Source organism: Lachnotalea glycerini, from assembly GCF_003201285.1.
Taxonomy (GTDB): domain Bacteria; phylum Bacillota; class Clostridia; order Lachnospirales; family Lachnospiraceae; genus Lachnotalea; species Lachnotalea glycerini.
Map to the genome: position 1 here is coordinate 88,711 of NZ_QICS01000002.1, position 15,308 is coordinate 104,018.

Annotated in this window: 10 protein-coding genes; 8 read left to right on the forward strand and 2 right to left on the reverse strand. The window is 35.9% G+C overall.

The window, feature by feature from the left end:
- Positions 1-6: 6 nt before the first annotated feature.
- Both C8E03_RS04845 and C8E03_RS04850 read left to right on the forward strand, forming a co-directional pair.
- Positions 7-4,503 (forward strand): DUF5057 domain-containing protein, encoded by a 4,497-nt coding sequence (locus C8E03_RS04845; protein WP_110290462.1) that lies wholly within the window; start codon positions 7-9, stop codon positions 4,501-4,503.
- Between the two features lie 186 nt (positions 4,504-4,689).
- Positions 4,690-5,733, forward strand: a complete 1,044-nt coding sequence (locus tag C8E03_RS04850) for an aromatic acid exporter family protein (protein WP_094377266.1) — start codon at positions 4,690-4,692, stop codon at positions 5,731-5,733.
- Positions 5,734-5,841: 108 nt separating this feature from the next.
- Here C8E03_RS04850 and C8E03_RS04855 read toward each other — a convergent pair whose 3' ends face one another.
- Positions 5,842-6,627, reverse strand: coding sequence for a DeoR/GlpR family DNA-binding transcription regulator (locus C8E03_RS04855; RefSeq protein WP_094377265.1), 786 nt, complete (start codon positions 6,625-6,627; stop codon positions 5,842-5,844).
- A gap of 375 nt (positions 6,628-7,002) precedes the next feature.
- Here C8E03_RS04855 and C8E03_RS04860 point away from each other — a divergent pair, with 375 nt between their 5' ends.
- From C8E03_RS04860 to deoC, 6 genes are all read left to right on the forward strand, one after another.
- Entirely contained in the window at positions 7,003-8,190 is a 1,188-nt protein-coding gene (locus C8E03_RS04860; protein ID WP_094377264.1) for a BMP family lipoprotein, read from the forward strand.
- 157 nt (positions 8,191-8,347) lie between these two features.
- Entirely contained in the window at positions 8,348-9,889 is a 1,542-nt protein-coding gene (locus tag C8E03_RS04865) for an ABC transporter ATP-binding protein (RefSeq protein ID WP_094377263.1), read from the forward strand.
- Complete coding sequence (locus C8E03_RS04870; RefSeq protein ID WP_094377262.1) at positions 9,882-10,961, forward strand: ABC transporter permease; 1,080 nt, start codon at positions 9,882-9,884, stop codon at positions 10,959-10,961. The genes C8E03_RS04865 and C8E03_RS04870 overlap by 8 nt, the downstream gene beginning before the upstream one ends.
- Before the next feature lie 2 nt (positions 10,962-10,963).
- The gene (locus C8E03_RS04875; RefSeq protein ID WP_110290463.1) at positions 10,964-11,917 is read left to right on the forward strand and encodes an ABC transporter permease; all 954 of its coding nucleotides are present in this window, start codon (positions 10,964-10,966) and stop codon (positions 11,915-11,917) included.
- Positions 11,918-11,926: 9 nt separating this feature from the next.
- Positions 11,927-13,216 (forward strand): amidohydrolase family protein, encoded by a 1,290-nt coding sequence (locus tag C8E03_RS04880; RefSeq protein ID WP_207657785.1) that lies wholly within the window; start codon positions 11,927-11,929, stop codon positions 13,214-13,216.
- 73 nt (positions 13,217-13,289) lie between these two features.
- The gene (gene deoC / locus C8E03_RS04885; RefSeq protein ID WP_094377260.1) at positions 13,290-13,931 is read left to right on the forward strand and encodes a deoxyribose-phosphate aldolase; all 642 of its coding nucleotides are present in this window, start codon (positions 13,290-13,292) and stop codon (positions 13,929-13,931) included.
- 37 nt (positions 13,932-13,968) lie between these two features.
- On the opposite strand, the gene C8E03_RS04890 is transcribed toward deoC, so the two are convergent.
- Positions 13,969-15,177 (reverse strand): helix-turn-helix domain-containing protein, encoded by a 1,209-nt coding sequence (locus C8E03_RS04890; RefSeq protein ID WP_170122895.1) that lies wholly within the window; start codon positions 15,175-15,177, stop codon positions 13,969-13,971.
- Between the last annotated feature and the right edge of the window lie 131 nt (positions 15,178-15,308).

The following is a 15,308-nucleotide window of genomic DNA, read 5'->3' on the forward strand; positions in this document are numbered from 1 at the left end:
CAGAAGATGAAGCGTAATCATAAAATATTTTTAAAGAAAAATATAGTCGGTATGTTAGGATGTGTTTTGACAATTGTTATCTGCCTTACTCTTTTTAAACAAGGTACAGTTGCCGTTGCTAAAGATACACTTCCAGGAGTGGAAGAGGTGATTCATAAGGTAACTTCAACTAGCGAACCTTTTCAAATACTTGAAATTGTACCAGCTAAAGATATGGCAGAGCTAGGATATTATGTAAAAGGACAGGAACCGATTAAGTGGGAAGAAGAATTGCTGAAAAAAGGAAGCATGGCAGAACGAAAGGCCTATATGGATTCCTTGTATCAAGAAACCGGTACAGACAGTCAGACATCTACCGCCAGTGGCTTGTTTTCCACGATTGCATCGACGATTCCATTAGATTCTGATGGCAATCAGACAGCACCATTACTTTATGTTCCTTATGAAGAAAAAACGTCATTGACAACTGAGGAACAAGAGTCAGAAGAATGGAAAGAAAATAGTTTTACAGAGCCGGTTACAGAGGTAGGGCTAAAAGGAAATTATAGTCTAAATCCAGAAAAAACCGGAAATTACACAAAGGATGTTTCAGGATGGAATCAACCGGGAGTGACGTTTACCTTTGCACCGGCAGGAGACGGTAACTATGAACCAAACATATTATATTACGAGAAAGATTCCGGTAGTGGAGAAAATAATTACAAAATCAAGTTCCAATATGAATTGCAAGGAGATGGAGGAGCCGGCTATCAGGTAAGTAATGAGAAAATCTTAAGCAGCACGGATATAGCCAGTCTGGAGGATGAAGAGCTGATTTATACGAAGTCAGAAGAGGATAAGTATGAATATGCAGGAACCGCAAAAGAGATTAAGGAAGCAATTGCAACAGATACCAAAGAAAACAAAGAAGATAATACACAGGGAAGTTTAGCAGAATCAACGATATATTATCAAGTAGATTTTGTGTATGGGGAAAATCTTTCAGGCGATGTCTACCAGGTTTCTGAAAGTGTATATGCATATGATTCAGCAGGCATCCCCACTGGTGATTATAAAGCAGTGCTTGATACGGCGCAGCCTTACTATGAAACCGTGGGCAGCGGTCATTTTAATATTTCAGATTCAAGTCTTTTGGTTACTACTTATACCTATACCCCGGGATGTGGAGCTTACGACTGGGTGGAAGATAAAAATGCGGATACGGTTTTTGATGTGACATTAGCAAAAGTATGGTATAAAGGAGGATTTACAAATCAGGACTGGATGAAAAAATATGTATTTGATCTTGATGATGACGATTTTGACTCGTTTTCTATTGAAGTCACAACTTTGACACCAAATGAAGTAAATTCTTGTGACTTAAGCGAGTTTGATTTGATCTATATTTCAGGTGTCAATACAGTTTTTGGCAGTAATGGAGATAGTAAATATAAAGTCTTTGACACGATATCGGAGGGGAATGATCTTACCGAAGAGACGGCAGAAGAGATAGAGGGATTAATCATGAGTACAACTCTGCCAGTTCCTTGTATTATAGATGCGTCTGTTACCAAAGATTCTGCCATGTCAGATACAAATATCGTCAACTTGGCAAGAAACATATTAAATAGCAGTACGGATAATGACTTGCATTTTGTGAACAACAACGTTTACAGCTTTGACCGAAATCAGGTAACATTGATAAACAAATCATTTCATCAGACTTTCTCAGCAGAAGAAATTGAAAAAGGTTTTTCTGATGTATTAAACGAAATTAAAAGTGAAAACTTATATCGGTCTTCAGATACCACTGGCAACTATGCCTTATTTTCAGAAGATATATCACAAGCAGTATGTGTAAAATATATTATAAATTATGCCTACCGTCGAGTGACAGTTCTGAAAACAAATATTAGAATTTTAGAGATAGAGCCATGTGCATCTTATGAGTTGACATCTGATACGGTAAAGGGATGGATTTCAAACTCAGCATTAAGTGAAGCTACAATTACAATTGATCAAATAACAACAGCAGAATTTATCGGAAAGATTGAAGATTTAAACGGAATATATGATTTGATTTACATAGGAACAAATACAGGACGGATGAATTTAAAATCAGATGGAAGTACAAAATTCAATGATGAAACAATGGATGGACTGGTTTATTATCACATGGGTGATCTTGTCAATGTAAAAGGTGAATTAGCCGGATTGCTTGATACAGAGCTTAATGCTTCAGGAAAAATAAATGCCACTACCTTTGCCATGCGATACTCAGGAAATGATATTACAAAGGATAAATACAATGCGTTAAAAGATTATGTAATGGCTTCTTACCCGGTTGTTTTATCAGATGATTTTTATCATACCGACGGAAGTATCAATGATAATAAGATTGATACTTCTTCCTATCTTTATAAATTTGCTAATGAGATGACACAGGGCTCTACAAAAAGACCAAGTGTCATTCAAAAAAGTAATATTATAAACACGACATCTTTACTTGCATTTTATTTAAACAGACCAAAACTGGAAATCAATCTTGAGGAGTTAGTAGATGATGGCAGTGATAATAATGATCAGGTTTATAAACTAACAGCAGATGAGGATGGAGCGTATTTTCTGGATTACTATTTTTCCATCAGCAATGCAGGAGCTGTGTCTTCCAGTGCAAAATATACATGTAAGTTATACATAGATATAAATGCAGATGGTAAGTATTCGAATACGGAAGAAATTGAAAACATTCAGATTTATGATAATAATGGAGCTGAGGCAGACGAAACCAATCTATCAACCGGGAAACGATATCATCTAAACCGTGCAGTGCCGGATGGCTATAACAGTGTATTGCCATGGAAAATAGAAGTATCACAAAACAGTAACGCTTACATCCGTAATAGTGAAAGCGGATATTCTCATATTGTTCCTGAAACAAAGGATCAGGTTACGGTTAAGGTACTCCAGATTAATTCTGCTAGTGGAAGCACCTTAAACTTAAAAACTGATTCAACATTTATCTCGTTGTTTCAGGATGTGAAAGATCGTTTTAACATAGATATTGAGATTACAGTGACAACTACAGCTTTATTTCCTAAATTATGGGATGCCAATAAGGATATTTTGAAAGAGTATGATATGCTGATTGTGGGATTCGCTGACTGCTTTAATGAAATTGACAATACCATAGGAGCCTCTGTAGACACAGGAGGCGGGGGATGTGTTACTGGTTTTGGAGGTATTTTGGAATTTATACAAAATGGAAAAAGTGTATTGTTTACGCATGACACGACTTCCTTTGTAAATACAACTGACAGAAGCGGATTGGATGACAGGGTTTTCTGGGGATACAATTTTAATACTTACATCAGAGAAGAAGTTGGTATGGATCGTTTTGGCGTTTTGGACAATGAAATGTTAAAAGACGGAAATTCAGCTAATGATGTAATAGAAGAACTAGAAGCATTAGGAAAAGAAGTTGCATATCAGCCAAGAAGTAACTTTTCAAGCACGGTAAGCCAGGTTCAGGGATATACCTATTCTACGCTGAATCGATACAGAAGAAGCACAAGTACCACTTCTTTATATAATTTAAATTATTCGGGATTAAATTATAGTGGAAATGGTGCTTATGGAGATGCAATGAAGGTGACGGAAGTAAATAAAGGGCAGATTACAACGTATCCTTATAATTTGGAAGATAATTATTTAAATAATATTCTTGGAAATATGAAAGGGTTTACCGTAAGTCTTACTCATGCCCAATATTATCAGTTAGATTTAGAGGCAGATGATGATAATGATGGGGAAAGTGACATCGTTGTGTGGTATTGCATCAGTGATGGTAAATCAGGCAACGACATTTATGATGCATCTCCAAATGATGTGATTAACAATTACTACATTTATAATAAAGGGAATATTACCTATTCTGGTGTTGGTCATAGCAAGATAACACAGCAAACAGAGGCTAAATTATTCGTAAATACCATGATTGCATCCTATAATGCAGGAATAAAAAAGCCGCAGATTTCAATTTTGGAAGGTGCGTCTTCCTCCTCGGCAGAGTTAGAGAATATTTATATTCCATTTGATGAAGTATGGGAGACAGAAGAAGCCACAGAAAACGCAGGAGTGCTGGAATCACAGGAAACTCTTTACTTTTATGTCAATGATATTAACTTTATTAAGGGAAGTAAAAAAATTCTGGCTAATTATTATTACGAAGATTCTGACGGTGACACAACAATAACAGTAAATGGGACAAATGTGAAGGTATCACCGATTACTGCTGTCACAAAACTGGCAGGCACCAGTACACAAGTGGAACAAGATAATCTGAGTCCGGATCATACCTATGAAATCACGGTGCCGACTTCTTATTTGAAAAGTGGCAAGAATTCAGTTACTATTTATATAGAAGCTCAAAGTGAAATTTACAGCTATGGATCAACAAAAACAACAGAAAAAACTTATGATACGGTAGGTTTAGTCCGTACGCAGTTATTTGATTTAAAATAGTGGAGAATAGTTTTGCTTTCTTCTTTAATCCAAAATCCCTGACTATGAAATACTTTTCTGGTACAGGGATTTTATAATACTTAAAAAAGTATGAATAAATGTTTGTATTGTAAAAAAAAATATGATATAAATAAAATATATGGCTTGCCAAGGTTTGCTATAAAATAATATTTGAGAGGATACTGAATGGATAAAAAGAAAAAGTTGAGAGCAAAGAAATTTTTAATCTTATCGTTAAAAATTTCGATAGGGAGTTGTATTGCAATTTATATTGCCAATATGATGCAGTTAGAATTCGCGGCCTCCGCAGGTATCATAACGCTGCTGACAATCATGACTACAAAATGGGAAACGTTAAAATTATCCTTTTACAGACTATTGACCTTTATTTTTTCAGTCGGAGTTTTATGGTTGATATTTCAATTTATTAATCAGGAATGGATGGCATACGGACTGTTCATTTTTGTATTAGTCTTAATATGTGAGTGGATTAATTGGAAAAGCACAATTTCAGTAAATGCTGTGATTGGTTCCCATTTCTTAATGACTCACGATTTTAGTAATTCATTTATTATCAATGAATTTTTACTCGTTGCAATCGGGATCTCGATTGCTATCATCATGAATTTATTCCAAAATGCAACAAGCCAGAAGGCTGCAATCACTAAAAATATGAGATATACTGAGAAGAAACTGCAGTTCATTCTGGATGAGTTGGCTAATTATCTTTTTAACAAGCATGTCGGAAGAAATGTATGGGATGATATTATTTCCCTGGAAGAGGATTTGGCAGAATTTGTTGAAAAGGCATATGAGTATCAGAATAATACCTTTTATTCACATCCAAGCTATTATATTCATTATTTTGAAATGAGAACGAAACAATTTAATGTGCTTCACAATCTTCACTATGAAATGAAAAAGTTAAGAAATATTCCAAAGCAGGCTACTATTGTTGCAGAATATATTATGTATTTAAAAGAGTATGTAACAGAACTCAATGATCCAATCGAGCAGATTGAAAAGCTGAATCAGTTATTTGAGCAAATGGGAGAAGAGGAACTTCCAAAAAGCAGAGAGGAACTTGAGGGCAGGGCTAAGCTCTATCATATTTTAATGGATTTGGAAGAGTTTTTAATCTTCAAGAAACGCTTTGTGGATTCAATTGACGAAGAGCAGTTTAAAATCTATTGGAGAAAAGAAGTAGAGCAAAAGGTGGACGCAGGGTAAACTATAAAATTCAACCAAATGCTATTGATAAATTTGCGCAATCAGCAAATAACAATTTATATTACTTTAATTAAAATAGAACAACAGGCTAATACTAGAAATGTATCTTTAAACGATATGCAATTGAATATTTTTGGAGCGAATCAATTCAATCCAGCTATTGCTAATACCGATGTCTGTCACAATACAGTCAAAATCTTCAATGTCAGCAAAATAGGAGGATTTTATAACAGAAAATTTACTGGAATCCACAAGTAGAATTTTTTGTACTCCGGACTGGAAGATAGCTTGTTTTGTTGCGATTTCATAATTATTTGCACAGGTGATACCAAGAGATTCATGAACCCCGGCGGCTGAAATAAATATTTTATTCGCTCTGGTTTGATTAATTAAGGAAATTCCCTGTACACTTTCAAACATTTCTGTATTTGCGTGATAATAGCCGCCTGCAAATAGAATAGAAATATTGACCTTATCAACCAGATAATTTAAAATATTTCTATTATAGCAAAGTATGGTGGCTTTTATATCTGGTGAAAGTGCTCTTGCGAGGTATTCGGTTGTAGAACCCGTATCTATAATTAAAATATCGTTCTCCTGAACCAAAGAGGCAGCAAAGTATCCGATCCGTTTTTTTTCCTCGCTGTTAGAAGTAACCGCAAAGTTAAGTGCATATTTTTCATCAAGCTTGTCTGTTGCATTTGTAAGCTCTGTGTTAAAGAAGAATGCACCATATTGGTTTAATACAATTTTCTGCATCATTAATTCATTCAAATCTCGTCGAATGGTCATTTCAGAAACTTCAAGTATGTCAGAAAGTTCCCTGGCAGAGGCTCCATGATTTTCTTTTAAAATTTTAACCAATTGATTGATACGTTCGTATTTTTTGCTCATAACAATACCTCTGTTTCTTTTAAAAGATAAAAGTAGTTTACTCATTTTTGAATATTCTATCATTATAATTTACGATATGCAACAAAATGTTAGAAAAGTAACATGTTTTAACAAAAGTATTGACTATATGTTTGCCGGATGATAAAATCAAATCAATTAAAGAAAATTGAAACGAGTTACAAACATTTGTACAGAGCAGCGAGGCTATTTTTAAGATATGAGGCAACTTAAAAGTAGCCAATTTTATGCCATAGATGATAAGTTACTTAGTAATTAAGGAGCTTTGATAAGTTAATTTAAGTCATATGGATTGGCTTAAAGATTAATTTATAGAATGTCGATGATCGACTCACATTTTAAGGAGGAAACATTATTATGAAAAAGAAACTTTTATCATTAGTTTTAGCCGGTTGTATGATTGCTTCGTTAACAGCATGCACAAGCTCAAACAAAACCGGAGAATCTACATCAGATTCTACTACCACTGAAACTACGGACACAAAAGATGCAGCAGCTGATACTGCAACGGATAAAACTGCACAAGGTGAAACATCAGCAGAGGGTTATGAGATTGCTTTGATTACAGATATTGGAACCATTGATGACAAGTCCTTTAATCAGGGAGCTTGGGAAGGTGTAACTCAATACGCAAAAGAAAACAATAAAACTTACAAGTATTATCAGCCGGCAGAAAAAACAACAGATGCATACGCAGAGACAATTGAGCTTGCAATTGAAGGCGGAGCAGGTATTATTGTTTGCCCGGGATATTTATTTGAAGAAGCTGTTTTTAATGAACAGGACAAGAATCCAGATGTTAAATTTATTTTATTAGATGGAGAGCCACATAATGCAGACTATTCAGAATATAAGACTTCCGAAAATACTATGGCAATTTTATTCCAAGAGGATGAACCGGGATTTTTAGCTGGTTATGCTGCTGTCAAGGAAGGCTATACAAAACTTGGCTTTATGGGTGGTATGGCAGTACCTGCAGTTAAGAAATACGGTTACGGTTTCGTTCAGGGTGCTGAATATGCAGCAAATGAAATGGGATTATCTTCTGTTGAAATCACATACAACTATACAGGCGGCTTTGAAGCTACACCAGAGGTACAGGCTCTAGCAGCAGCTTGGTATGGTGCAGGAACTGAAGTAATCTTTGGCTGTGGTGGTGGAGTTGGTAACTCTGTTATGGCTGCGGCAGAAGCTAACAGTAAAGCAGTAATCGGAGTTGACGTTGACCAATCTCCTGAATCAGATACTGTTATAACTTCAGCAATGAAGAAATTATCCGTATCCGTATATGATGGAATTAAATCAATCTATGATAATGCATTCCAAGGTGGTAAAACAACTACCTTTAGTGCAGCAAATAACGGTATTGGTCTTCCAATGGAAACTTCCAAATTTACAACCTTTACGACAGCAGATTATGATGCAATCTTTGCTAAGCTTGCAGCAGGCGAAATTGAAATTAAGAATGACACAACGGAAAGTGATGCTAAAACAGCAATCAATGCTTTAGGTTTAAAAATTGTTAAAGTTGATGTTGTAGAATAATTGTAATTATGATTGTACTGAATGGTTACGAATATATGTTTCAAACAATAGCAATTAATACTAGAGCGAAAATGTTTGAATAAGCATTTTAGGAAACTATGAAAGGGAGGTGCTATTTTAGTATCTCCTTTTTAAATAAAATAGTTGAGGTGAACATATGGAATACATTATTGAAATGCTCGATATAACAAAAGAATTTCCTGGAATTATTGCCAACGATAATATTACACTTCAAATAAAAACAGGTGAAATTCATGCCTTATTGGGTGAAAATGGTGCAGGAAAGTCTACTCTGATGAGTGTTTTATTCGGTTTATACCAACCAGAAAAAGGTGTGATCAAGGTAAAAGGAAAAGAAGTAAAAGTGAATAGTCCTCTTGACGCCAATGATTTAGGGATTGGAATGGTACATCAGCATTTTAAACTAGTACACAATTTTACAGTGCTACAGAATATAGTTTTAGGAATGGAAACGGTAAAGCATGGCTTGATAGAAATGAAGGAAGCACGGAAAAAGGTTATGACTCTTAGTGAAAAGTATAACTTGTTTGTTGATCCGGATGCACTTATTTCTGATATTACAGTTGGAATGCAGCAACGTGTGGAGATACTTAAGATGCTGTATCGAGATAATGAAATCTTAATTTTTGATGAACCTACTGCGGTTCTGACACCTCAAGAAATTGACGAATTAATGAACATCATGCGTAATTTGACAAAAGAGGGAAAGTCAATTATTTTTATTACCCATAAATTGAATGAAATAAAGGCTGTTGCAGACAGGTGTTCTGTATTGCGCCGTGGCAAATATATTGGAACAGTTGAAGTAAGTGATACAGACAAGGAAATGATGTCTGAGATGATGGTTGGTCGTAAGGTTAATTTGAAAATAGACAAAAAGGAAGTAAAGCCGGGCGAAGTTGTATTAGAGGTAAAAGAACTATCCGTAAAAGCGAAAAAAGAAGGGCATACCAAAAACATAGTGAATCATGTAAGCTTTCAAGTAAGAAAGGGTGAAGTAGTTTGTATAGCAGGGATTGACGGCAATGGTCAAAGTGAGCTGGTACAGGCAATTACAGGGATTTCAGGCATGGATTTGGGTAAGATTTTGCTCAATGGCGAGGACATTACGAAAAAGAGTATTCGTTATAAAAATACGCATGGAATGTCTCATATACCGGAGGATAGACACAAACATGGATTAGTACTTGATTATACGCTTGGAGAGAATTTGGTGCTACAGCAGTATTTCACGCCAGATTTTCAAAGCCGGGGATTTCTAAAGTTTAATAAAATAGATGAATATGCAAAGCATTTGATAGAAAAGTATGATATTCGAAGTGGACAAGGCAGTATTACCAGTGCCAGAAGTATGTCAGGCGGTAATCAGCAAAAGGCAATTATTGCCAGAGAAATAGATAAGAATCCTGATGTTCTAATCGCAGTACAGCCAACTCGTGGCTTGGATGTGGGTGCAATTGAGTTTATTCATAAACAAATTATGGAGCAAAGAGACAATGGAAAAGCCGTGTTGCTTATTTCACTTGAATTAGATGAAGTTATGAATTTAAGTGATAGAATATTGGTTATTTATGAAGGTGAAATAGTGGCGGATTTAGATCCAAAGAAGATTACAATTAAGGAATTAGGCCTTTACATGGCAGGCTCTAAGAAAGAAGAGGTGAAGCATCATGAATGAAGCAAAGCATAAGAATATGGTTGGACTTCTATCCTCAATTTTTGCAATTGTTGTTGGATTATTATTTGGTTTTATTGTTCTTCTTGCCAGTAATCCTACTCAGGCTGTTCCGGGGTTTTTTACAATATTAACAGGTTCCTTTACACATGGGTTAAAGGGAATCGGTCAAGTATTTTATTATGCAACTCCAATCATATTGACTGGTTTGTCTGTTGGTTTTGCATTTAAAACAGGATTATTTAACATTGGAACGCCGGGGCAGTTTATTGTAGGTGCATTTGCTGCAATTGTAGTAGGAATCCGTGGTGATTTTCTAGGCAGTGCACAATGGGTGGTTGCTGTTCTTGCAAGTATTGCTGCGGGTGCACTATGGGGACTCGTTCCTGGAGTTTTAAATGCGTACTTTAATGTAAATGTAGTAATTGCATGTATTATGATGAATTATATTGGTATGTACTTGATTAATTTTATTGTAAAGGGAAGTAAGACACTGTTTGATTCATTGAGAAATCAATCTTTATCTGTGGACAAGGCCGCTGAAATTCCTAAAATGGGACTTAATTTATTATTTCCCGAATCAAGTATTAATGGTGGATTCTTTATTGCTATTTTAGCTGTTGTGCTTATTCATTTCATTCTTAATAAAACGGCTTTCGGATTTGAATTAAAGGCGGCTGGTTTTAACCGCGATGCGAGCAAATATGCAGGAATGAATGAAAAGAGAAATATTATTTTATCTATGGCGATAGCAGGAGCACTTGCAGGTCTTGCCGGTGGTTTGCTATATCTGGCTGGTTCAGGAAAGCATATTGAGATAGTTGATGTACTTGCATCAGAGGGCTTTACCGGTATTTCCGTAGCATTGCTTGGCCTATCAAGCCCGCTTGGTATTTTGCTTGCAGGTCTGTTTATTGCGTACATAACAGCTGGAGGCTTTTATTTACAGTTATTTGAATTTTCCACGGAAATCATAGATATTATTGTAGCTGTTATCATTTACTTTAGTGCATTTGCACTGATTATTAAAACGTTTATTGAGCGCTTTGATAAGAAAAGAAATGGAGGTAAATAAGCATGAATGTAGTATTTTCAGTCTTTCAGCAAACCATGTTTTTTACAATGCCACTGTTAATAGTAGCTCTTGGCGGAATGTTCTCTGAACGCTCCGGTATTATTAATATTGCCTTAGAGGGTATTATGATTATGGGTGGATTTATCAGCATTTTATTTATCAATCTCACGCAGGGTGTACTAAGCGGACAGCTACAATTACTCATTGCTGTTGTGATAGCTGGTGTTGCTGGTATGTTATTTTCCTTACTGCATGCATTTGCATCCATTAATATGAAAGCGGATCAGACAATCAGCGGTACTGCACTTAACTTATTTGCTCCTGCATTTGCTGTTTTTTTTGCAAGAATTCTTCAGGGTGTACAGCAAATCCAGTTTAACAATACATTCAGAATTGAGTCTGTACCTGTGCTTGGCAATATACCTATTATTGGTGACTTATTTTTTAAGAACACTTATATTACTACGTATATTGGGATATTGATTCTGGTGTTATCAACGATAGTTTTATATAAAACCAGATTTGGGCTAAGACTTAGAGCTTGTGGGGAACATCCGCAGGCAGCCGATTCGGTTGGCATTAATGTATATAAAATGCAATATGCAGGTGTATTAATTTCTGGGGCTTTTGCAGGTATTGGCGGGCTAGTGTTTGTCGTACCGACATCAACCAATTTTAATGCCAGTGTTGCAGGATATGGTTTTCTTGCACTTGCTGTTTTGATCTTTGGACAGTGGAATCCAATGCGTATTTTATTTGCTTCCTTTTTCTTTGGACTTTTAAAGACAGTAGCAGCATCCTATTCGGGAATACCGGTATTAGCTGCACTTGGAGTTCCAAGCTATATTTACAAAATGATTCCGTATATCACAACATTGGTTGTGCTTGTATTTACATCTAAAAATTCACAGGCACCAAGAGCAGAAGGAATTCCGTATGACAAAGGTGCCAGATAGAGGTAGCGTATGAATATAAGATTTTATAATGCCAGAATACTGACAATGGCTGACTCCTTTCATATTGTAGAGGGAGAGCTTTGGGTAGAGGATCATAGCATCACTTATATAGGTGCAGCTTCAAAAAAAGCAAGTCATTTGGCAGAACATATCGTATGGGACAGGGAAATTGATGCTTGCAAAAACCTCCTAATGCCGGGCTTTAAGAATGCTCATACCCATTCAGGAATGACCTTTTTAAGGTCTTATGCAGATGATTTGCCTCTTCTTGACTGGCTGAAGTATCAGGTATTTCCTATGGAAGCGAAACTAAAGCCTGAGTATATCTATGATTTTAGCAAGCTTGCTATCATGGAATATCTGACGAGTGGAATTACAGCTAATTTTGATATGTATTTAGCTCCTGAACCAATTGCCAAGGCTTCTGTGGACTGTGGCTTTCGCACCGTTATTGTCGGTGCGATGAATAATTTTACACAGTCAGTCGAGGAAATGGAGGAGTATTATAACACCTATAACCATTATCATCAGTTAATCAGCTATCAATTGGGCTTTCATGCAGAGTATACAACAAACAGAGAGAGACTTGAGGGGGTAGCTTCACTCGCAAAGAAATATAAAGCGCCAGTTTATACCCACAATTCGGAAAGCAAATCGGAGGTACAAGGCTGCATCGAACGGTACGGCATGACCCCAACCGCATTTTTAAACAGTCTTGGTATGTTTGAATATGGAGGCGGCGGGTATCATTGCATTCATATGACGGATGAGGATATGAATATATTTAAGGAGCATGGGATGTCGGTGGTTACAAATCCAGGCTCTAATGTAAAGCTTGCAAGTGGAATCGCACCGCTTGCTGCCATGCAGCAAATGGGAATTAACATTGCTATTGGAACAGACGGTCCTGCAAGCAATAACTGTCTTGATATGTTTCGCGAAATGTTTCTCGCGACAGGCTTACAAAAGCTTAGCTTAATGGATGCTTCGGCTATGGATGGAAATGATGTATTGTATATGGCAACGGTTGGCGGAGCAAAAGCCATGTGCCTTAATACATGCGATACGTTAGAGGTTGACAAAGCGGCAGACATCATCATGCTAGATTTAAACCAGCCTAATATGAGACCGATTCATAATATAACTAAAAATATCGTATATAGTGGCAGTAAGCAAAACGTTAAAATGACAATGGTTAACGGTAAAATTCTCTATGAAGACGGTAAGTTTGACATTGGAACAGAGCCTGCCGCACTCTATGAGCGTATCGAGTCCATTGTGAATGAAATGAAGAAATAGTATAGAGAAAATGGAAAATGAAATTTAAGGTAAGTAAAGCATAAAGGTAGCATATACCTTTGGAAGGAGTAATATGTTAACACCAAAATATTTTGACCATACAATTTTAAAGGCGGATGCGACGAAAGAACAGGTTTCTAAAATCTGTGAGGAAGCGCTTGAGCATGATTTTGCCTCCGTATGTGTAAATCAATACTATACAGCCTTTGTAGCAAACAAATTAAAAGGCAGTGAGGTGAAGGTCTGCACTGTAATCGGTTTTCCTTTGGGAATGATGTCCACTAGGGCGAAATGCTTTGAAGCGCAGGCAGCCATTGAGGATGGTGCGACAGAGATTGACATGGTAATCAATGTAGGTGCCTTAAAGGATAAGGACTATGATATCGTTTATGATGATATGAAAAAGGTTAAGGAAACATGCAGGAATAAGGCAATCTTAAAGGTGATTATAGAAACCTGTCTTTTAACCAATGAGGAGAAAGTGAAAGCATGCGAATTAGCAGGGAAAGCAAATGCAGATTTCGTTAAGACCTCGACTGGTTTTAGTACAGGTGGTGCAACAGTAGAAGATGTTAAACTGATGAGAAAAACAGTTGGAGAAAATATGGGAGTGAAAGCTTCAGGTGGTATTCGAGATAAAGAAACAGCAGAAGCTATGATTCGGGCAGGTGCAAGCAGACTTGGAACCAGCGCAACCGTTGAAATAATGCAATAGTTTGGATGTATATAACATGCAAATCGGAGTGAAAGATTTAGATAAATTCTTTCACTCCAAAACAATCTCGATATTGTTTTAACGTCATTTTAGTTATTTTCTTAAATTGCTTTCCAAGATGGCTTTGAGAAGAAAAGCCAAGATACGTTGCAATTTCAATGTAAGTATAATTAGAGTAAACCAGAAGATTTTTCGTCAGGTTTATTTTTTCTTTCAGTATAAAATCAGAAATAGAGATTCCTTCGCATTGTTTAAATAAATCAGAGAGATACTTAGAATTCATATCGAGTTCGTCTGCAATGTTCTTTGCAAAAATCTTTTCATGTAAATGAGTATAAATATAATCTTTACATTTACCAATTCTGGGATTTTTGTCTTTTTTATAAAATCCATCCTGATATTCCTTAATCTCATGTACCATCATAGTATATTTATATTCTGCATCCTTGCTTAAATGATTCAAAGTTACTTCATCTTGTGCTTCCTCAACTTTTCTGATATAAATATCACTTAAAGAAAAAGAAATCTCGGGATTAACGCCACCCCGAATGGCGGCACGGCTTGCCAAAGTGATAACAACAATACATAAATTTTTAAGACTGCGTAATTTATTATTAGCAAGTGTACCTATATTTCCAATGTAATCTTCAGCCCAGCTTTTCTCTAATTGTTCCATACTTCCATTTTCAATACTGGAAAACTCTCGAATTTCCTGATCATAAGGATTATGCTTTTGTCCGGTTTCATGGCTTTGAAAGAGAAGCTCATTAAAGTTTTTTTGAATCTTCTTATCAATCATTTTCTCAATACAGTTAAAACGGATTAATTCCTGTCTATCAAGTGGATAGGTACGAAAAAGGTTGTGTATCAACAGCATATCCTCGACTAACATACTAAATTCGCAGGAGAATACAGGTTGCAAATAGGATGGATCAAAAGATGTTACTGACAATTGATGCTTAATATAAACAGGTGTATTCAAGTATAAGGGACCAATAATAAAGAGATTTTGGGGTGTGGTAACGGTTGCAAATACAACATTGTCGTTAATAGAAGAGAGCAAAGGAAATTCATTGGGGGGAATATCTAAAATAAAGTTTTCAATCTCAGATTGTGAAAACAAGAGGTCGTCTTGTGACACGGTACGAACACAGGAAATACTTTGCTGTAATTTGTCTTTGGAATAGGTTCTCACAATTGTGTGAAGATGATAGGAAATATACTGCATTAAATATTCGATATTCATGATGCCCTCCAAGTGAATCATAATTTATTTAATCAGATTATGTATAATTACAGGTAGCTGATAATAGTATATCAGATTATACGGAAATTGTGATAAAAAACTGGAAAAAGTGATATAAGATTTTGGCTTCC

Excerpts from the sequence above, each read along its gene's own strand:
- C8E03_RS04890 (WP_170122895.1), bottom strand. The coding sequence starts at position 15,177 with ATGAATATCGAATATTTAATGCAGTATATTTCCTATCATCTTCACACA.
- C8E03_RS04865 (WP_094377263.1), top strand. The coding sequence starts at position 8,348 with ATGGAATACATTATTGAAATGCTCGATATAACAAAAGAATTTCCTGGA.
- C8E03_RS04860 (WP_094377264.1), top strand. The coding sequence starts at position 7,003 with ATGAAAAAGAAACTTTTATCATTAGTTTTAGCCGGTTGTATGATTGCT.
- C8E03_RS04845 (WP_110290462.1), top strand. The coding sequence starts at position 7 with ATGAAGCGTAATCATAAAATATTTTTAAAGAAAAATATAGTCGGTATG.
- deoC (WP_094377260.1), top strand. The coding sequence starts at position 13,290 with ATGTTAACACCAAAATATTTTGACCATACAATTTTAAAGGCGGATGCG.
- C8E03_RS04850 (WP_094377266.1), top strand. The coding sequence starts at position 4,690 with ATGGATAAAAAGAAAAAGTTGAGAGCAAAGAAATTTTTAATCTTATCG.
- C8E03_RS04855 (WP_094377265.1), bottom strand. The coding sequence starts at position 6,627 with ATGAGCAAAAAATACGAACGTATCAATCAATTGGTTAAAATTTTAAAA.
- C8E03_RS04870 (WP_094377262.1), top strand. The coding sequence starts at position 9,882 with ATGAATGAAGCAAAGCATAAGAATATGGTTGGACTTCTATCCTCAATT.
- C8E03_RS04880 (WP_207657785.1), top strand. The coding sequence starts at position 11,927 with ATGAATATAAGATTTTATAATGCCAGAATACTGACAATGGCTGACTCC.
- C8E03_RS04875 (WP_110290463.1), top strand. The coding sequence starts at position 10,964 with ATGAATGTAGTATTTTCAGTCTTTCAGCAAACCATGTTTTTTACAATG.